The organism is Ewingella sp. AOP8-B2-18 (genome assembly GCF_052376015.1).
GTDB lineage: Bacteria > Pseudomonadota > Gammaproteobacteria > Enterobacterales > Enterobacteriaceae > Ewingella > Ewingella allii.
In genome coordinates this window covers 209,726-229,160 of record NZ_JBQSVB010000005.1, presented here as the reverse complement: position 1 = coordinate 229,160, position 19,435 = coordinate 209,726, and the positions used below count along the sequence as shown (strand labels likewise).

The following is a 19,435-nucleotide window of genomic DNA, read 5'->3' as shown; positions in this document are numbered from 1 at the left end:
ATTGAACCGCAACTTTACTCTCACAAGGTAAGAGTTCAACGCGAGTTTTTTGTCTTCCCCATAAAAAAACGGCGAGCACATGGCTCGCCGTTTTTATTGATAACCTGTTGTTTTTACTTCAACAGATAACGTTTTACACCACCATCGACAGCAGCAAACATCCGCCCAAGCCGCAGAGGGAGATGATGGTTTCCAGCACCGACCATGACTTGAAGGTCTCGACGATAGTCAGGTTGAAATACTCTTTGAACAGCCAGAAGCCTGGGTCATTAACGTGAGAGAAAATCAGGCTGCCGGAACCCACGGAAATAACCATCAGCTCAGGGCTAACGCCGGTGGTGGCAATCAGCGGAGCCGCAATGCCGCCAGCGGTAATGGCCGCCACGGTTGCCGAACCCAGCGCGATACGCAGCACTGCCGCAATCGACCATGCCAGCAGAATTGGCGACAGGTGGCTGCCGTTCATGATGTTAGCGATGTATGGCTCGATGCCGCTGTCTACCAGTACCTGTTTGAACGCACCGCCACCGCCGATGATCAACAGCATCATAGCGATGATTTTGATGGAGTCAGTCACGGTATCCATCACTTCTGTCATGGTACGGCCACGGTTCAGACCAAAGGTGAAGATAGCAATCAGCACGGCAATCAGGGTTGCCATCACCGGGTCACCGAAGAATTCTGCGTAAGGCAGGATAGCGTGGCCCTTCGGCAGCACCATCTCACACACCGCGCGGAAAGCCATCAGGATCACCGGCACCAGCGACGTCGCGACGCTCACGCCGAAGCTTGGCATCTCTTCTTCAGTAAAGGTTTTCGGGTTGAATAAGCCTTCTGGCACCGGCTTGTCGATTCCTTTGAGGAAGCGCGCAAACAGCGGCCCGGCGATGATAACCGTCGGTACGGCCAGCAATGAGCCATAGAGCAGGGTTTTACCCATATCTGCATGGAAGATGGTGGCAATCGCCGTTGGACCTGGGTGTGGTGGCAGGAAGCCGTGGGTCACGGACAGCGCAGCCGCCATCGGCACGCCGACATATAGCAGCGGCAGGCGCGCGGCGGCGGCGATGGTAAATACCAGCGGCAGCATCAGTACGAAACCCACTTCATAGAACAGCGCAAAGCCGACGATAAAGCCAGTCAGCACCACGGCCCATTGAATGTACTCTTTACCAAACTTCTTAATCAGCGTGGTGGCAATACGCTGCGCACCCCCGCAGTCAGCCAGCATTTTACCGAGCATGGCACCAAAGCCCATGATCAGCGCCAGACTTCCCAGCGTGCCGCCAACCCCGTTTTTAATCGAAGTGATAACTTTATCGACCGGCATACCCTGCATGATGCCGACCGCCAGCGCGACCAGAATCAGTGCGATAAACCCGTTGAGTTTGAATCGGATCATAAGCAACAGCAGTAGCGCGACGCCTACGGCTACAATAACTAATGGCATATCTTTTCCCCTTAATGCTTTCTCCAGCGCAGGTGATCAAACGCCGGTACATTATTTTTGATTTTCAATAAGTTGTAGGAGTTAACAGTGCAACGGGTACAGGTCGCGACCGCTAAATCAGCAGTGCATTCCTTTGTGATATTAATCACATCTCCATTTGTTACCGGTATCATGATACCGGTAACATGCTAATATTAGGACTCACTCCGCAGTCGAAATTTTCATTTTGGGATAGAGATCATACTTATGGCAGGACAAAGCATCATTCTGATGGGCGTGTCAGGCAGCGGTAAATCCACCGTAGGCGCAGCACTGGCGCGTGAAATCAACGCTAAATTTATTGACGGTGATGACCTTCATCCCCGCGCCAATATCCAGAAAATGGCCAGCGGCCACCCACTGAACGATGACGACCGCGCGCCGTGGCTCAAACGCCTGAACGACGCGGCCTACAGCCTGTACCATAAAAACGAAACCGGCATTATTGTCTGCTCCGCGCTCAAACGTCGCTATCGCGACGCGCTGCGTGATGACAATCAGGGCGTGGTTTTCTTGTATTTAAAAGGTAGCGTTGACGTTATTTCGGAACGCCTGAAAGCCCGCGCTGGGCATTTCATGCCGCTGGATTTGCTGAAAAGCCAATTCGAAGCCTTGGAAGAGCCGGGCGAAGACGAGCCAGATGTGCTGCGCGTGAATATCGACCACAAATTCGACGGCGTGGTAGATCGCTGCGTAGCGGCATTGCAGAAGCTGAATGCGAAATAGGAAAAAGGTTTGCTCCTTCTCCTCTCAGAGGAGAAGGCTGGGATGAGGAGTGGTTTAATTCCGCGCTCAATACAGCCAACCCCAACCCTCCCCTAAATAATGGAGGGACAAAAACAAAACATCAATCCGGCTTCAAGCGATTGATATGAATGGTTAAAAACATGATTTCATCCGTGGTCAGCTGACAGCGGTGATTCTTCAGCACGTAATCATTTATCTTTAACGCGCACTGATAAGCCACGGGCATGGCGTCCTGAATTCCGGCGTAAATACTTTTATCGTCATGATTCACTTCGGTGCGGTTTAATAAACGCAGCGAGAAGAATTTCAGGTGAGTGATAATGCGCTGATAGTCGATAGACTTTTCATCGTACTTGATGCGTAAATCATATTTGATGATGTTAAGAATATCTTTAATCATGCTGGCACTCTGCATGGTGCTTTGCATATTGTTGGTGGTCGCATTCGCCAGATGCAGAGCAATAAAACCGGCTTCATCCTCGGGCAGTTCACAATGTAATTTTTGGTTAATCATTGCCAATGCCTCGAGGGCAACGGCAAACTCCGCCTGATAAAACTGCTTAATATCCCAGAGTAGGATGTTCTTTATCTCAATGCCTTTTTTATAACGCTCAACCGCAAAACTAATATGGTCGCTTAGCGCGAAGAACAACGTCTCTTGCGCCTCGATATTGAGACGGCTTTTAGCTAACTTGATAATTTCCTGAGTAATAAATAAGCATTCCGTGGGGATAGCCGCCGTCAGTTGTGCCAGAATATCCGTCATGCCGCTGGCCTTTTTCACAAACTGGCTCTCGATATCCGCGGTATTCAGACTGTCTCCCACCTGCTTGCCAAAACCAATACCACGGCCAATCGCCACCACTTCTTGTTGATCATCTTCCGTGGCAATCACCGCATTATTACTGAGTATTTTTAAGACTCTCATCCCAGTTTTCTCATGCCGGATAGATCCTTACTTTAGCGAGGGTTTTAAAAGGGTTATTGCCTATAAAAGCATTAAGGCGATAACGCGAAATGCGCTATCACCTTATTGGCAACAACAGACTGCTTATGGCGTTTATACGCCTTTAATCGCGCTTATAGCGCATTATTTTTAATCACATCCGCATACCAGTAAGAGCTTAACTTACGAATACGCTTCAGATCTTTTAAATCAAATTCGTCACGATTAACATAAATTAATCCATAGCGCTTAGAACAGCCCTGATGGGTGGAAATTAGATCCAACGCCGACCACGGCGTATAGCCAAATACCTCAACGCCGTCGGTGATGGCCAGCTGCATTTGCTCAAGATGGCGGCGTAAATAATCGATACGGTAGTCGTCGTTTATTTCCCCATTCTCATCCAGCTTATCGAAGGCCCCCAGACCATTTTCGGTAATTAATAGCGGCAGGTGGTAGCGATCGTAGATTTCACGCAGCGTGTTGCGAAAACCTACCGGGTCAATTTCAGTGCCAAACTGGGTGCGCGGCAGGTGGTCATTCGCCGCGCCGCGATGCACGCCATCTTCCCCTGATTTCAACAGCTTATTGCCACCGCGAATCACTTCGTCGGTGCCGTCGCCCCGGCTGGCTTCCACCGCCTGGGTGGTGTAGTAGTTGAAGGCGATGAAGTCCGGCTTGCCGCTGCGCAAGATCTCCATATCCCCCGGCAAAATCTCCGGCGCATAGCCCTTCTCTTCCATATATCGCCAAGCCAGCGTGTTGTATTCGCCGCGCGCCGCCATATCCAGATAGAGCCAGTTGCGGATGGCGTTGTAGTTGAACGCCGCCAGAATATCTTCCGGTTTGGAGGTCGCAGGGTAAATCACCGCAATGTTCGGCGCCGGGCCAATTTTCGCTCCCGGGAACTTATTGTGCAGTGAATTCATCACCTTGGCCTGCGCCACCAGCATATTGTGGTTTTGCTGGTAGAGGTTTTTCTTCTGATTCACCAGCTTTTCATCCAGCGTGCCCAGCGCCGCGCCCTGCAAAATCATCAGGTTTTGCTCGTTGATGGTCAGCCAATATTTCACTTTACTGCCGTATTCATCAAACAGCACGTCGGCGTAGCGGGCGAAGGCATCCACGGTTTCACGGTTGTACCAGCCGCCTTTTTCTTGCAGCGCCTGCGGGAGATCAAAGTGGTACATGGTGACGATCGGCACAATGCCGTGGCTGAGGATCTCGTCGATCAGCCGATGGTAGAAGTCGATCCCGGCCGGGTTAATTTCGCCACTGCCGTCGGGGATAATTCGCGTCCAGGCGATGGAAAAACGGTACGACTTCAGGCCAATTTCGGCGAACATCGCAATGTCTTCTTTGTAGCGATGATAGTGATCGCTGGCAACTTTAAAGTCGGTGGTGCCTTCCGGGTATTCGCGGCGGGCGTCGATAACCGACGGCCCTTTGCCATCTTCATCCCATGCGCCTTCCACCTGATAAGCCGAGGTGGAAGCGCCCCATAAAAAGTCTGTCGGGAAAGGTTTAAGTTCCGAATATTTCACAATTTTTCTCCTTTGAGCATCAAGACAGCGTCAACAAGACATCCCCGGTATTGGCGGCAGGCAGACGCGTTTTATGGAAGGTTTGATAGCGGTCTGAATTAGCGATGATCACCGGCGTGATGGTGTCAAAACCGGCTTTTTCGATAGCGGCAAGGTCGAAGTCGATCAGTAAATCTCCGCGCTTCACGCTCTGATTCTCCTTCACGTGCATGGCGTAGTGCTGGCCGTTGAGCTGGACGGTATCCAGCCCAATGTGGATCAGGATTTCAGCCCCGTTGTCGGACAAAATATGCAGCGCGTGGCCAGAATCAAATGTGGCGGTCACGACTCCATCGACTGGGGAATAGACCTTGCCCTCGGTGGGCTGGATCGCGATGCCATCCCCCACCACGCCGCTGGAAAACACTTTGTCGTTGACCTGCTCGAGCGCCACCACGCGCCCGTTGACGGGCACCATAATGTCTTCGGCGATATCGGCGGACATATCGGTAACTGGCTGAGGTTTCGCGTTTTTCCCAGGTGAAGCGCTGGGTGACGGCGCAGGAGCTGACTCATCAATCGGGTCTTCAAAGCCGACGATATAGGTCAGTACCGCCGCCATCACGAAGGAGATCACGATGCCGAGGATCAGCCCGCCGAAGCCTTCGCCATAGAAAATCGGCAGGGTCAGCAAGCTTGGAATACCGGTGGAAATCGCCGCGCTGTTGGAGTAACCCACCACGCCGCCGCCGACCGCAGCGGCAATGACCGCGCAGACAAAGGGCTTCTTCAGTTTTAGGGTTACGCCGTAAACCGCAGGCTCGGTGATACCAAACAACGCGGTGATAAAGGTACTTCCCGCCAGCGCTTTCATCTTTTTATTACGCGTTTTGAACATCACGCCGAGCACGGCCCCGGCCTGAGCAAATACCGCCGGTACCGTCGAGGCTTTTAAGGTGCTGCGCCCCAGCACGGTAATGTCGTTGATGATCACCGGCGTAAAGGCCCAGTGCATGCCGAAGATGACGAACACCTGCCACAGCGCGGCGAATAGCGCGCTGGCAATAATCGGGTTATAGCTGAAGATGGCAACGAAAACGCCCGCCGCCGCCTCGCTGGTGTAAATCCCCACCGGCCCCAGCGTGACCAGCGTCAGCGGCACCATCACCACCAGCAGCAGGAACGGCGTGATGATGTTGCGCACGGTTTCGTGAATGAATTTATTCAGCAGCCGCTCTAAGTGACACATGACGTAAACCGACAGAATGATCGGCACCACCGTCGAGGTGTACTTCATCATCACCACCGGAATGCCGAAGAACGTCACCTCCACCTGACGGGTGAACAGGTCAATCATCGACGGATAAATCAGCGCCCCGGCAATCGACACTGCCACAAAGACGTTGCCCTGAAAACGCCGCGCCGAGGTAATGGCCAGCATGATTGGCAGGAAGTAGAAAAGGCTGTCGGAGGCGGCTTGCAGGATGATGTAAGTGGATTCGGTTTTATCCAGCCAGCCTTGGGAAGTAGCGATGTTCAGCAAGCCTTTCAGCACGCCAGCGGCGGCCATGGCTCCCAGCAGCGGGGTGAAAATCGCCGACACGATGTCGATCAGCTGCCCAATACGGCTGCCGCTGCGTTTGGTCGGTTTTTCGCGGCTTTTGGTGTTGTCATCCAGCACGGAGGAGATCTCCCCTAGCTCGCGATACACCTCGGCTACCCGATTACCAATCACTATCTGGAACTGGCCGGAGCCGCTCACGGTAGTGATCACGCCGTCCAGCTGTTCTATCGCGGCGGTGTCGGCTTTATCGTTGTCACGCAGGGAAAACCGCAGGCGCGTCGCACAGTGCACCACCGTCTCGACGTTACTTTCGCCGCCGACTAGCCTTAATAAATTTTCTGCCAGAGATTTGATATTCATCGTTTTTATCCTAATCAGCGAACTGACTTGCCAAATTTCGGCCAAAAAAAAAACCTGATTCGAAGGCTGCCAGTTAAGACAGACTTCGAATCAGGTTTCGCTCAGGGCACTGCTCTGATAACGTCCCGGAAGCTCGTTTATAGCGTTGTCTAAATCTTCAAACAACAGCAGAAATAGCGTTCTGTGATAAGGCTCATAGAATGAAATTTGTGCAACAGCACAAATTTTAGCTCAACAGATGCAAAGATGGGCCGTCAGTGGCGCAGCCAATTTGGATTCGGACTGCGCGCAAGAACCCGAGCGTACACGTAGTACGTGAGGGTTATGAGCACAGCGCGGATTCAAAGTGGCAAGCAAACTAGGCCCAAAGGACTAAATGCTACCACCAGCGGAGATGGTGAAACCTACATCCACCATCTTCGGCGTCACCGCCTCGCCGCGCAGCCTCGCCAGCATTCTCTCGGCGGTAATTTGCCCCATGCGTTCGCGCGGCGTCAGCACGCTGGCGAGCTGTGGCTCCATCGCCTGCCCCATGTTGTGGCCGTGGAAACCGGCAATCGCCATTTGCGAAGGGATATGCAGACCCTGACGCTGGCATTCGAAAAACGCCCCGGCCGCCAAGTCATCATTGGTACAAAAAATACTGTCGATTTGCGGCCAGTCCTGCTGCGCCTGCTTTAGCAGCTCGGCCCCGGCGGAATAACTCGACGAGCGGCTGGTCATCACGCTGTAAGGCACCAGCCCTGATTCACGCATCGCCTGTTCGTAACCCTGCTGCTTAATCAGCGTTCGCTCATCCTGACGCGCGCCGAAATAGACCACGTGGCGATGCCCGCGAGCAATAATCTGCTGGGTCATTTGCCGCGCCGCCTCATAGTTGTTGAAGCCGACGGCTAAATCGACGCAGGGCGAGACGCAATCCATCATTTCCACTACTGGGATGCCCGCCACTTCAATCATCTTCAGGGTGCGCGGGGTGTGGTTGCGCTCTGACAAGATAAGCCCGTCGATATTGTAAGAGAGCAGCGACGTCAGCCGCTGTTCCTCGCGCTCCGGGCTGTAGCCGTAGTGCGCTAGCATGGTCTGATAGCCATGAATATCGGTGACGCTTTCAATGCCACGCAGCACTTCGGCGAACACTTGGTTAGTCAGTGAAGGCAGCAGCACGCCGATGGCGCGGCTCTTGGCGTTGGAAAGAATGTCAGGGGCGCGGTTCGGGATATAACCCAGTTCATCAAGCGCCGCGGAGATTTTCTCTTGCAGCACGGCAGAAACCTGCTCAGGGTTGCGCAAATAACGGCTGACCGTCATTTTGGTGATGCCCACTTTGTCGGCAACGTCCTGCAGCACTGGCCGTTTTTTCTTGGATATTTTCAATTAGATAAAGCCAATGAACGGGTTAAGGGTTGATGTCGTGATCTTAGCAAAGTTTCCACCTGACGGATAACTGTACGTCGCGGCAATCAGAGGCGGGTCAACAAAAGAAAGGGGAGCGAGCAATAAAAAAGCGACACCTAAGTGCCGCTTTTCGTTAGTTATCAGCGCCACTGGCACTGATTTCAGCTTACGTTGCCGTCACACCGGCGGCAGGTCAAACAGCAGGATTTCGCTGTCAACGTCGGCGTGAATCGACAGCGCGGTTTCATCCCAGATAGCAAAGGCGTCGCTGGTTGACGCTTTCTGGCCGTTAATCTCAACGGTGCCTTTGACCACTTGGATCCACACGCGGCGCTCAGCCGAAATCTGATAGACCGACTGCTCGTCTTTCTTCAGCGCCCAGCGAGAAAGCTCCATATCCTGGAACACTTTCAGCGAGCCGTCGCGCGCATCTGGCGACAGCACCAGCTGGCGGCCCTGAGGCGCATCGAACAGGCGTTGCTCATAACGTGGCGCAATGCCTGTTTTTTCAGGAATGATCCAAATCTGGTACAGGTGCAGCTTCTTATCTGCGCTGCCGTTGTACTCCGAGTGCGTCACGCCGGTACCGGCACTCATAATCTGGAATTCACCCGCGTGGATCTGCTCTTTGTTGCCCATGCTGTCCTGATGCTCCACGGTGCCTTCCAGCACGTAGGTCAGAATTTCCATGTCTTTATGCGGGTGCTTGCCAAAGCCTTGGCCAGCATCGATAAAATCTTCGTTAATCACCCGCAGCGCGGAGAAACCCATAAAGTTCGCATCATAATAATCGGCGAAGGAGAACGTATGCCAGCTATCAAGCCAGCCATGGTTTGCGTGACCGCGTTCTTCTGCTTTGCGTAAGTAGATCATGTTCAACTCTCCTCAATGTTTTCTCTAGTCTAGTCAACGCCGGAGAATAAGAAAGCGTAAAAATCTCACTCCTCTGTTCAAATAATATGAACAAGTGTAGACAGCTAAATTCAAAGGATTTGTAGGAGATTTTTAAGAGTTGGGAGAGTAAGGAATCAAATATTTTCCCTAAATAATTCGTGTTGGGAGAAGGCGGCAAGGTTGCGAGTCCCCAGGAGCATACATAGGTATGTGACTGGGGTGAGCAACCGCAGCCAACGCACTACCAGCGCGAAGTATGACGGGAAAAAAGGGATAAAAAAAAAGCCAGCACCCGGCTGGCTAAGAAACACTGGAAGCAATGTGAGCAATGTCGTGCATTCTGGAGACCCGTTTGACCATGGTGTGTGGCCATCTCCGGAACACATGACAATAATAATCATTATCATTCGCACTTGTAAAGCACTTTTTTTCGCCAAACTATTGATTGACTCTTTTTTAAAGACGGATAAATTCAGAGGTTATTCAAGCAGTAAACACCACATCCACTCTAAAAAAAGGAAGTTGCTATGAGCGAGAACGAGTCCGGCAAATCGAGTCAGTTCAGCGTCCGTCATTCATTACCAAGCGATGCTGCGCAGCTTAATCATCTTTATGCCCAGACTCAGCTCTACAGCGACACCCTGCAACTCCCTCTGCCGACCCTCGCCCGCTGGGAAGAGCGGCTAGCCGACACATCCCCTAGCCTTTTCAGCTATGTGGCGTGCGACGGCGATCGGATCGTGGGGCAGATAACCTTAAGAATTGAGCCAAACCTGCGCCGCCGCCACGTTGCTTCTTTCGGCATGGGCGTTGACGCGAGTTATCACGGCCAAGGCGTCGGCAGCCTGCTGCTGAAAACCATCACCGACCTTTGCGATAACTGGATTAACGTGCGGCGCATCGAGCTGACCGTGTTTGTCGACAACCAGGCGGCGCTGGCGCTGTATCAAAAGTTTGGGTTTGAAATCGAAGGCACCAGTCCCTGCTATGCCGTTCGCGACGGAAAATTCGTGGATGCGCACCATATGGGGCGAGTAACGACTGGCGCTGTTTGATGGTTTTTAGGTTTTGCTCCTCCCTCTTGTCAGGGGGAGGAGCAAAAGGCCCTACTCCAGATAATGCCTCAACGCGCCGGCGGCCTGGGCCAGCGCGACTTTCACGGCGGGAATTTCAGCCAGCGGGTTGAGCAGCCCGTAGTCATGAATCAGCCCGTCATACCTGACCAGAGTGACCTCCACCCCGGCTTCATTGAGCTTGCGGCCATAAGCTTCCCCTTCATCGCGTAAAACATCATATTCGGCGACTTGGATCAGCGCTGGAGGCAGGCCAGCGAGCTGTTCAGGTTTGGCTTGAAGCGGCGAGGCGTGCAGCTCTTGGCGTTTTCCGGCGTCGGTGGTGTAAGCGTCCCAAAACCACTTCATCATATTACGGGTCAGGAAGAAGCCTTCAGGGTAACGCTGGTAGGATTCTGTCTCGAAATTGGCGTCAGTGACCGGCCAAAGCAGCAGCTGGAAGGCGATATGCGGCGCGCCTTTTTCTTTCGCCATCAGGGCCACGGCGGCGGACATATTCCCCCCGACGCTATTACCGGCCACTGCCAGCCGCGAGCTGTCGACGTTGATTTCATCTCCGTGCTCCGCCACCCATTTAGTCGCGGCGTAAGCCTCGTTGATCGCCACCGGATACTGCGCCTCGGGGGATGGCGTGTAGTTAACGAATACCGCCACCGCGCCGCTGCCGACCACTAAATCACGGACCAAACGCTTATGGGTTGGGAAGTCACCGAGGATCCAGCCACCGCCGTGAAAGAACATAAACGCCGGAAGCTTCTTGCTATGACCAATCGGGCGAACGATGGACAGCGTCACCGAGTGATCATCAACAATAATCACTTTTTCGCTGGTTTCGATGCCACTGAGGTTCACTTCCACCGACTTTTGCGCATCCACCAGCACCTGCCGCGCTTCTTTTGGCTCCAGCTGCTCCATCGGTTTCCCTCCGGCGCTGTTGAGTTGGGTCAGGAAATCTTCAATATGCCGATTGGTAGCGGCGTTTTCGGGCGATAAGGCTTTTTGAACTTGGCTCATCTCTGCTCCTCGGTATTTCCAGAATTCAGTGAGTGAGGAGTAAGTATAGAAGTGGATGACCGCCCTTGCAGAAAGGGCAAACTTCCCCGTTCTGTCACTTACCTGCCATTTTACTGTCATCCGCGCTGCTTATGTTCTGATTAACTTCACCGGAGGACAAGCCTATGTTTAGCATGGACACCGTACTTCAGGATCTCGACCCGCAGCGTAAAACCCCGTCATGGCAGCTTAGCCTGCTGAAAACTCTGTTCCACGAGAAAGACTTCCACCAGCTTGCCGACCAGCATCGCCACCTAAAAGGCATGGATATGGTCGAGCAGGTGCTGGAATATTTCGATATTCGCTGTGAACTGGCCGAACGCGATTTGGAGCAGATCCCAAGCTACGGTCCGGTGGTGGTGATTGCGAATCACCCGATTGGTACATTAGACGGTTTGGCATTGCTGCATGCCGTGGCCTCGGTGCGTCCGGATGTCAAGGTGATGGCCAATCGCCTGTTATCGCGCGTGGAGTCCATCAGCAGCCTGATGATTCCGGTGGATAATATGGGCAATCGCACACAGCGCTCGCAGGTCTCCGCGATGCAAGAGCATTTGGAAAACCAGGGCGTGCTGGTTGTCTTCCCGGCGGGCGAGGTGTCGCGCCTGAGTTCGAAAGGGGTGCGCGACGGCCGCTGGCATACCGGTTTTATTCGCATGGCCGCCAAGGTGCGCGCGCCCATTGTGCCGGTGCACATCAGTGGCAATAACAGCGCGCTGTTCTATCTCAGCTCGCTGGTTTATCGCCCGCTCTCTTCGCTGCTGCTGGTGCGGGAAATGTTCCGCCAGCGCGGCAACAGTTTGAAATTGCAGATTGGCGCGCGGATTCCTTATGCCAGTTGGCACGACGGACACACCCACGCCAATGATTTAGCCGAGCGTTTTCGTCGCCACGTTTATCGCCTTGGGCAAGGCAAAGAGGGGCTGTTCCAGTCAGAGTCGGCCATTGCCCGCGCCGAAGACCGCGCCGTGCTGAAACGGGCGCTGGAAGGCAGTGAAAAGCTGGGGCAGACGCCGGACGGCAAGCTTATCTATCTTTATCGCCGCAACGGCGAGGACTATGTGCCGATCCTGCGCGAGCTGGGGCGTCTGCGCGAAATCGCCTTCCGCGCGGTGGGTGAAGGCAGTGGCCGTCGCCGCGACCTCGACAGCTATGACGACAGCTATTATCACCTGGTGTTGTGGGATCCGCAGGATTTGGAAATCGTTGGCGCCTACCGTTTTATGCCGACGGCCGACCACGTGCAGGAGCACGGCATCGACACTATTTATAGCCAGAGCCTGTTCCATTACGGCCATCAGATGGACCCGATTTTAGCCCAGGGCATTGAGCTTGGCCGCAGCTTTATCCAACCCGCCTACTGGGGGAAACGCGGCCTCGACTACCTGTGGCTGGGCATTGGGGCCTATCTGGCGAAGTATCCGCAAACCCGCTATCTGTTTGGCCCGGTGTCGATTTCCGGCGGCCTGCCTCTGGCGGCTCGCGACCTGCTGATTGCCTTCTACCGGATTTACTTTGCTCCGACCCTGCCGCTGGCGACTTCGCGCCGCCCTTATCCGGCTTCGCTGCCCGACGTGCTGGCGCAGTTCTCCGGCGAGGACTATGCCGAAGACCTTCAGCGCCTGAAAAGAATGTTGAGTAATCTGGGCTGCGCCATTCCGCCGCTGTACAAGCAGTACACCGAGCTGTGCGAGGCGGGCGGGGTGCAGTTTATCGACTTCGGCTCAGACCCGGCGTTCAATAACTGCATTGACGGACTGGTCTTGGTGGATTTGAGCCAACTCAAAACTGCCAAGTTTGAGCGTTACATTGGCGTGCATCACTGTCAGAAATCCGCCTAAACGGCACTTTCCTACCGATTTATCATCCTTTTCCTTATCTTCAGATGCGTCCTACAAGCAGGTAGGACGCGCCTGACTGCCGACGTTATCTCCATTCTCTATATTGCGTGACAGCACTACCTGGTAGGCCATCTTTGCGGCGCGCCGGGTGTTTTCATCCCACATTCCGCGTGGTGGTCAATGGCAGTAATGCGAAGGTATCTTAATCAGCAGCGGGGCCAATCCCTGGCGCTCAAAAATATGCTAGTTTCCGATGATAACGCGGCCGTCACTGCGATGGCTGGCTCAGGGCTTGATCTGACAGCCGATGGCTCATCATTGCCAGGGTCGGGGTGAAGGTGAGTTTCTAGAAGCGAGTAGAGTCAACATCACGCCAGAGGCGCAGGAAACTGCGCCTTTTTTATTTCACTTCGCAACTGTTCCCTTTTCTCTGCAATGCGTTGTTGGCTTTCGGGCGACTGCTTCGCCACGAGTTGTTTGAAGTTCCCCATTTTCCTCTCCCTATAAGTCTCATATGCCTAAAATATGACCTATCAGCTATAGCTTCAATACTCATACAAGTAGTTAGGGGATGATAAATGGCGAAAAAGGCAGCTTCACCATCGCGAAGCTGCCCCATTGTTAAGCCCGCAATCTCACGTTGGCGTCCATTCCCATGCTGCGCAGGCGCGAGTCGAGGGCTTTCATGCATTTGTCATAGCCGCCAGGGCCTTGCAGCGGATCGGGGAGGTCCGCCAGATAGCCAAGTTTTCTGCCGATCATCAGGGTTTCCATAACGCTGTGATGTCCGGAAAGCGTCATCAGCGCGGCGTACATTATCAGGATTTTTTCCCGGCTTTGCTTCTCTTGCGACGAACACTGGGCGAAGGGCTTCGACATCTCCAGATGCTGAATAACAAACTGCCCCGTCCCCGACGCACCGGCGATAAATGGCGTGCCGCTGACCTTAAAGCGCTTGGCCGTGTCAGAGGTTGGGATGCGCTCATTGCTCGATTTTGCATGGTTGATGCGCTGCGGGAAAAAGTTCTCCGTGGAGGGGCGTCGGTTCAACGTGTCGACAATCCCCGCGTGGCGGTTTTCGCGGCTGCTGCTGCGCACCTGGTCGGAACGAATCTTCTGCCTGCCGCGATCGGTAAACACCGATTGGGAGCGAATTTGCTGGGAGACGGCGGGCTTGTAGTAGTTCATCGCGCTACCCAGCACGTCGATGGTTTGCTTGATGGAGCCCTGCAAACGGTTAGCCAGCACGGCGCTGCTTTCGCCTGAACGCGACCAATCTTTTAATTCGCGCTCCAGCTCCCCGGCCTTCCTTAAACCCCGGTGCAAATCGGCCACCGTCGCTTTGTCCATGCCCGCAGTGAATTCGCTGAAACGGCTTTCGCACGAGCGCAGGGTGCCAATCATCTGGTGCATATGGTTGACCAATAGGCTGGTCTGACTGCTGCTCATATTGCTCCATAAATGCACTGCCCAACGCGACTCCCGCTGCGTGGCGGCGACATCATTGCCGCGCACGTCAAACTTCGGCGGCGTGGCGGCAAGGGTGTTGGCGCGAGGGCGCGAGCTGCTTTGCGCCGGTGGAGCTGCAGGCGGTCGGCTGGTGGAAGGTAGCGGATTGCGCCTGACTTCCTGCTGGGCCAGCGGATGTAAATTATTCGGGCGCGGCGGCTCATAGGCAGGCAGCGGAATGATTTTCGGGTGCGGCGGCGGTGGCATCGGCACATAGTCGTACTGCCGATGATTGCTGGTCGACGCATAGAGACTGTTAATCGGCGGTGGTGGCATCGGCACATGCACCGGCGGCAGCGGCACATTGCCTGGACGCGGTGCGGCCGGCATCGGCCCCCAATTACCATTATTAGGTTGTTGATAAATCTGCTGATTATTCGGCAGGGCGGGCTGCTGATAAATATAATTTTGCGGATGAGCAGGCGGTTCGGGCGGCCGATAAATGTAATTATTATTCGGCATTCCGTAGTTATATGGGTTTGGCATGGTGAGTATCCATTCGATTCGATGATGAATATCAAAGTTGTCTTCAGATGACGAAGATTTGAGTGGATAATCGTTTGGGTTAGTTCCGCCCGCTGTGCAAATGTTAATCAGCCTACCCAATAATGAGCCAAATCGCCGTACTCGGCCTTGGCGCAGGATCTCGGTCAGGTAAATATGACCAGCATCGTGGAGCTGTTAAGTCAAAACCAATCAGTGTGCTAACCAAAGGCTGCCAAACGGCAGCCTTTTAATTTTTACTGAGCGCGGCGCATATTCCGAATAAGGTCTAAAAGAAATTTCGGTTATTTATTCCAGCCATTTTGGCTCGAACATCGCTGGGTTGGCACGCACTTCATTAATAATGAAATCTACAAAAGCGCGGACCTGGGGAGACAGATGCCGATTAGAGGGCCAAATAAGTGATAATGAACCAAGGGGAACCATAAACTCGGTGAGTATCGGTTGCAGAAGTTTATTTTTTATCGCGCTTTCCGCAACATAAACAGGTAAATGGGCAATACCAAGTCCATCAATGGCAGCGCGTAACCCGGCATCCGTATTATTAAAGATAAGATTACGGGGAAGACTTAAGTGTGTATTAGGCGCTGAAAACGACCATTGGGCGAGGAGACCATTTGAGGGATATTTAAAATGGATACAATTATGTTTGACGAGATCGGTAGGGTCCTGGGGAGTACCCTGTTTTTCTAAATAACTTTTAGAACCACAAACAACAAAATGCTGCTCCCCTAGCCGATGACCAATCAATCGCGTATCCCTGAGCTCCCCACTTCTCACCGCAATATCTATCCCTTCGCCAATTATATCAATCACACGATCCTCAAAATCGATATCGAGTTCGATTTCTGGATACACCTTTAGGAACTCAGGTAGCAATGGCATAAGCAGATTGTGGCCGAAGATCTGCGGCACGCTCACACGCAGTCTGCCCTTAGGACGCGACCGCGTGGACGAAATCATCGCCTGTGCGTCGTAAATATCATCCAGTATATGCTTACAACGCTCATAAAAAATCGCACCTTCTTCCGTTAGCCCAATACTGCGGGTTGTTCTGTAGAACAGCCTAACCCCCAGCTCGTTCTCAAGTCTGGCTACACTTTTAGCAATGGCGGAAGAAGAGACACCCAGAACTCGGCCCGCACCTGCATAACTGAGAAGCTCAGCGGCAGAAACGAACGCGGTCATCCCCTTAAGGCTTTCCATAATAACCTTATACGTATTAAAGACATTTTTTCTTTAGTGTAAGGTCGGTTAGAGGGATTTACAAATCACCACGTTGAATTTATTCTTCAATTATCATTTATCATCGGTCATAACCTTGATAGAAAATTAAATTAATAGTACTGCATATCAATAATGGAATAGTCAACAATGAGACTCAGCGTTATTCTTATTGAAAAAAATGCATCTAATACACAGCGCGTTATTTCAGGCACACATCCCGCAAATGCAAATTAAATATAACCTTAAATAATATAACCCAACGAGAAATTCTCGATTTTAAACCATGGGTATCAACAAAGCCTATTATTGATCAGGAACCCGACAGAATAGCGAATGGAATGACTGAGAGTGACCTGAAAGAAACGATTCTTATGGCCGAAAAAAAGATGATCTATTGGGCTGTTCGGGCATTTCTTGAAGGCCGAATAACGCTTAACGAGGACAAGGTCATTTATGAGGAAAATAGCCATGTATAAGATAAAGAATAATATTGTTGCTGCGAGCTGCGTCGCGAGCATTCTTTTTATCGCTATAACAACACTTGGATTATCCCTCGCGACATTGCCTCTGTATATTAATGAGTCCTTGGGCTATTCCGCTTTTTATGTTGGCCTGGTTGTCGCCACTGAATCATTATCAACACTGTTTTCTCGAGCAGCCGCTGGTCGATATTCTGACAATCATGGACCACGAAAAGGTATGGTGCTGGGACTGTCCCTCACCTTGCTGGCGGGGCTATTATGTTTATTTTCATTCGGTTTTATTGATTCAGCTAAAGTCGCTTTATCTGTCATTATTTTTTCGCGAATACTCATGGGTATTGGCGAAAGCTTAATTTTTACTTGCAGTGGCACATGGCCTATTGGCCTCGTCGGTCGAGAACATGCCGGGAAAATTATGTCTTGGGTGGGTATTGCCATGTTCCTGGGCTTAGCGCTGGGTAATTATGCAGGTACATGGTCGTATTACCACACTGGTATTACTATTTCTGCTATTGCTATGACGGTTCTACCTGCGTTTGGTCTTTTGCTCGTCGCCATCATTAAACCTGTGGCAACGCATCCCGAAAAAAATCACGCGAAACTTTCCTATGCGATCCAAAGAATATGGAAAGCGGGATCGGGATTCTCGCTGGCCAATATAGGTTATGCCTCTATTACGACGTTTCTCGTGCTCTATTTTATTAAAAATGGATGGGGAAGTCAGGCAGCCGTCGCCTTAGCTCTATTTGGCGTAGGTTATGTTGTTTCAAGACTAACCTTGGGGTGGAAAGCAGACAGTTCAGGTTTAAAACTGACACTGTTTTCAATTGCCATTGAAGCCATTGGTTTATTATTGATTGCACTTTCATCTCATCCCTACGAGGCAATGCTGGGCTCTTTCTTAACAGGATTCGGCCTGTCAATGATTTACCCCTTGCTTGCCCTTCCGGCATTAAAAAGTATGCCTGATGAAAATATCGGTCTGGCGCTGAGTACCTATGAGTCTTGTTTTGATATAGGGATCTTAATTGCAGGACTGGTGGGCGGAGGCATTGTGTCACTATTTGGCTATCCCGCCGTATTTCTCTTTGCCTTCGTCTGCTGCCTGTTAGCCTCTTTTTCATCGGTATTGGCTTACAAGCAAATATCCAACGAAGACCCCAAGCTGATGCGTGAAAAGGCCACTCTTAACTAAAAATAAGAGTGCCACTCAGTCCAGCACGTCGTGGAGTTGATTAGATGAGCGACCCAATCGACGTTCTGGGCTGAGCTACCTCAGTGCGATTTTATGATCATCCGGCGCGCACCAGCTCCTGCGCGCAGGCCCACGCCGAGCTCCAGGCCCACTGGAAATTGTAGCCGCCGAGCCAGCCGGTGACGTCAACCACTTCGCCGATGAAGTACAGGCCGGGGACTTTAGTGGCGCCCATGGTTTTGGATGACAGCTCTTTGGTGTCGACGCCGCCGAGGGTGACTTCCGCCGTGCGATAGCCTTCGGTGCCGTTCGGCTGGACGCGCCAGTTTTGTAGCTGTTCAACTAATTCTGCCTGCTGCGGCACGTTGAGCTGCTTGAGGGTGACATCGGGAATTTGGCCGAGGGTTTGCAGACACTCAACCAGACGCTTCGGCAGCTGCATCGCCAGCGTATTTTTCAGGCTTTGGTTAGGGTGCTGCTGGCGCTGATCGTTCAAAAAGCCGGCTAAATCTAGCTCAGGAAGTAAGTTAACGCTCACAAACTCGCCTGGCTGCCAGTAGCTGGAAAGCTGTAAAACCGCTGGGCCGGACATGCCGCGATGGGTGAATAAGATGCTTTCGCGAAACACCGTGCCGTCTTCGGCAGTCAAAACCGACGGCACCGAAACGCCGGACAGGGTCTGCAGATGGTCCAACAGCGGCTTGTGCAGCGTAAAGGGTACCAATCCGGCGCGGGTTGGCAGCACTTTCAGGCCAAACTGCTCCGCCAGACGATATCCCCACGGCGATGCGCCGAGGCCCGGCATGGATAACCCGCCGCTCGCCACCACAAGTGAGTGAGTACTTACAGTTGAGCCGTTCACATTGATTTCAAAGCCAGTTTCGGTTTTCACCACCGAGGTGATTTCGCTGCGCAGGCGGATTTCCACCTTGCCCTTCGCGCATTCACTCTCCAGCATAGCGACGATTTGCTGCGCCGAGTCATCGCAGAACAGCTGGCCGAGGGTTTTCTCATGCCACGCGATGCCATGGCGGTTAACCATGTCGATGAAATCCCACTGGGTGTAGCGCGCCAGCGCCGATTTGCAGAAATGCGGATTGTTGGAAAGATAGGCCGCCGGTTCGGCATACAGATTGGTGAAGTTACAGCGCCCGCCCCCTGACATGAGGATTTTACGGCCCGCTTTTTTGCCGTTGTCGAGCAGCACAACGCGGCGGCCACCCTGACCCGCCAGCGCGGCACAAAACATGCCCGCAGCGCCTGCGCCAACCACGACTACATCAACCTGTTCCACATCGGCCTCACTTTTTTCTGATCTTCAACTACGTTTAAAGTTGTACTGATTGCTGTACTTTTTTTGACAGAAAAGCAGGCTAAATAGTCGCCAGAAACCTGTCACGGGCGGCGATTGTAAGGTGCGGAAGGAGCTGATGCCAGCCGGGAAAGTAAATAGATGGCGCTGGTAACGAAATGTGTCATGAAAGATGGAGGAGTAACCTTCTGATTTGAAAAGAGTTACTTCGAACAAGCTATAAAATCAACCTGCTTTTAGTCAAAAAAATGTCATATTTTCCTTTTACCGTCGCCCCGTTCTCGCAGATAATGCGCGGCGTTCATGACCACAAACTGG

General features: G+C 52.5%; 14 protein-coding genes. 4 read left to right on the top strand and 10 right to left on the bottom strand.

The features are described 5' to 3' along the window. Window positions 1–133: 133 nt before the first annotated feature. Window positions 134–1,450, bottom strand: a complete 1,317-nt coding sequence (gntT, locus tag ACT3RR_RS12655) for a gluconate transporter (RefSeq protein ID WP_353503638.1) — start codon at window positions 1,448–1,450, stop codon at window positions 134–136. Between the two features lie 246 nt (window positions 1,451–1,696). On the opposite strand from gntT, the gene ACT3RR_RS12650 reads away from it, so the two are divergent. Continuing rightward, entirely contained in the window at window positions 1,697–2,215 is a 519-nt protein-coding gene (locus ACT3RR_RS12650; RefSeq protein ID WP_353503639.1) for a gluconokinase, read from the top strand. A gap of 121 nt (window positions 2,216–2,336) precedes the next feature. On the opposite strand, the gene licT is transcribed toward ACT3RR_RS12650, so the two are convergent. The 5 genes from licT to ACT3RR_RS12625 form a co-directional block, all read right to left on the bottom strand. Continuing rightward, window positions 2,337–3,164 (bottom strand): BglG family transcription antiterminator LicT, encoded by an 828-nt coding sequence (licT, locus tag ACT3RR_RS12645; protein ID WP_496200434.1) that lies wholly within the window; start codon window positions 3,162–3,164, stop codon window positions 2,337–2,339. A gap of 152 nt (window positions 3,165–3,316) precedes the next feature. After that, a complete protein-coding gene (locus ACT3RR_RS12640; protein WP_496200433.1) occupies window positions 3,317–4,726 on the bottom strand; it encodes a glycoside hydrolase family 1 protein in 1,410 nt (469 codons plus the stop codon). Between the two features lie 19 nt (window positions 4,727–4,745). Beyond that, window positions 4,746–6,629 (bottom strand): beta-glucoside-specific PTS transporter subunit IIABC, encoded by a 1,884-nt coding sequence (locus ACT3RR_RS12635; protein ID WP_496200432.1) that lies wholly within the window; start codon window positions 6,627–6,629, stop codon window positions 4,746–4,748. Between the two features lie 372 nt (window positions 6,630–7,001). Continuing rightward, window positions 7,002–8,000 carry a gluconate operon transcriptional repressor GntR gene (gntR, locus tag ACT3RR_RS12630; protein WP_353504041.1) on the bottom strand — a complete coding sequence of 333 codons (999 nt, stop codon included), beginning with the start codon at window positions 7,998–8,000 and terminating at the stop codon, window positions 7,002–7,004. Window positions 8,001–8,204: 204 nt separating this feature from the next. Next, window positions 8,205–8,900 carry a pirin family protein gene (locus tag ACT3RR_RS12625; RefSeq protein WP_496200431.1) on the bottom strand — a complete coding sequence of 232 codons (696 nt, stop codon included), beginning with the start codon at window positions 8,898–8,900 and terminating at the stop codon, window positions 8,205–8,207. A gap of 548 nt (window positions 8,901–9,448) precedes the next feature. On the opposite strand from ACT3RR_RS12625, the gene ACT3RR_RS12620 reads away from it, so the two are divergent. Further along, a complete protein-coding gene (locus tag ACT3RR_RS12620) occupies window positions 9,449–9,976 on the top strand; it encodes a GNAT family N-acetyltransferase (RefSeq protein WP_353503644.1) in 528 nt (175 codons plus the stop codon). Between the two features lie 51 nt (window positions 9,977–10,027). Here the strand turns inward: ACT3RR_RS12620 and ACT3RR_RS12615 are convergent, their stop codons facing one another. Beyond that, window positions 10,028–11,008, bottom strand: a complete 981-nt coding sequence (locus tag ACT3RR_RS12615; protein ID WP_353503645.1) for an alpha/beta hydrolase — start codon at window positions 11,006–11,008, stop codon at window positions 10,028–10,030. A gap of 164 nt (window positions 11,009–11,172) precedes the next feature. Here ACT3RR_RS12615 and ACT3RR_RS12610 point away from each other — a divergent pair, with 164 nt between their 5' ends. Continuing rightward, window positions 11,173–12,888, top strand: coding sequence for a lysophospholipid acyltransferase family protein (locus tag ACT3RR_RS12610; RefSeq protein WP_496200430.1), 1,716 nt, complete (start codon window positions 11,173–11,175; stop codon window positions 12,886–12,888). Between the two features lie 621 nt (window positions 12,889–13,509). On the opposite strand, the gene ACT3RR_RS12605 is transcribed toward ACT3RR_RS12610, so the two are convergent. Continuing rightward, window positions 13,510–14,883, bottom strand: a complete 1,374-nt coding sequence (locus tag ACT3RR_RS12605; RefSeq protein ID WP_496200429.1) for a hypothetical protein — start codon at window positions 14,881–14,883, stop codon at window positions 13,510–13,512. Window positions 14,884–15,189: 306 nt separating this feature from the next. Continuing rightward, complete coding sequence (locus ACT3RR_RS12600) at window positions 15,190–16,107, bottom strand: LysR family transcriptional regulator (protein WP_496200428.1); 918 nt, start codon at window positions 16,105–16,107, stop codon at window positions 15,190–15,192. A 489-nt stretch (window positions 16,108–16,596) separates the two neighbouring features. On the opposite strand from ACT3RR_RS12600, the gene ACT3RR_RS12595 reads away from it, so the two are divergent. Continuing rightward, window positions 16,597–17,805 carry an MFS transporter gene (locus ACT3RR_RS12595; RefSeq protein WP_486031662.1) on the top strand — a complete coding sequence of 403 codons (1,209 nt, stop codon included), beginning with the start codon at window positions 16,597–16,599 and terminating at the stop codon, window positions 17,803–17,805. 97 nt (window positions 17,806–17,902) lie between these two features. On the opposite strand, the gene ACT3RR_RS12590 is transcribed toward ACT3RR_RS12595, so the two are convergent. Beyond that, window positions 17,903–19,099, bottom strand: coding sequence for an NAD(P)/FAD-dependent oxidoreductase (locus ACT3RR_RS12590; RefSeq protein ID WP_496200427.1), 1,197 nt, complete (start codon window positions 19,097–19,099; stop codon window positions 17,903–17,905). Between the last annotated feature and the right edge of the window lie 336 nt (window positions 19,100–19,435).

What these genes read in the sequence shown, in the direction of transcription:
- gntT (WP_353503638.1), bottom strand. Translation starts at nt 1,450, where the DNA reads ATGCCATTAGTTATTGTAGCCGTAGGCGTCGCGCTACTGCTGTTGCTT.
- ACT3RR_RS12650 (WP_353503639.1), top strand. Translation starts at nt 1,697, where the DNA reads ATGGCAGGACAAAGCATCATTCTGATGGGCGTGTCAGGCAGCGGTAAA.
- licT (WP_496200434.1), bottom strand. Translation starts at nt 3,164, where the DNA reads ATGAGAGTCTTAAAAATACTCAGTAATAATGCGGTGATTGCCACGGAA.
- ACT3RR_RS12635 (WP_496200432.1), bottom strand. Translation starts at nt 6,629, where the DNA reads ATGAATATCAAATCTCTGGCAGAAAATTTATTAAGGCTAGTCGGCGGC.
- ACT3RR_RS12625 (WP_496200431.1), bottom strand. Translation starts at nt 8,900, where the DNA reads ATGATCTACTTACGCAAAGCAGAAGAACGCGGTCACGCAAACCATGGC.
- ACT3RR_RS12620 (WP_353503644.1), top strand. Translation starts at nt 9,449, where the DNA reads ATGAGCGAGAACGAGTCCGGCAAATCGAGTCAGTTCAGCGTCCGTCAT.
- ACT3RR_RS12615 (WP_353503645.1), bottom strand. Translation starts at nt 11,008, where the DNA reads ATGAGCCAAGTTCAAAAAGCCTTATCGCCCGAAAACGCCGCTACCAAT.
- ACT3RR_RS12610 (WP_496200430.1), top strand. Translation starts at nt 11,173, where the DNA reads ATGTTTAGCATGGACACCGTACTTCAGGATCTCGACCCGCAGCGTAAA.
- ACT3RR_RS12605 (WP_496200429.1), bottom strand. Translation starts at nt 14,883, where the DNA reads ATGCCAAACCCATATAACTACGGAATGCCGAATAATAATTACATTTAT.
- ACT3RR_RS12600 (WP_496200428.1), bottom strand. Translation starts at nt 16,107, where the DNA reads ATGGAAAGCCTTAAGGGGATGACCGCGTTCGTTTCTGCCGCTGAGCTT.
- ACT3RR_RS12595 (WP_486031662.1), top strand. Translation starts at nt 16,597, where the DNA reads ATGTATAAGATAAAGAATAATATTGTTGCTGCGAGCTGCGTCGCGAGC.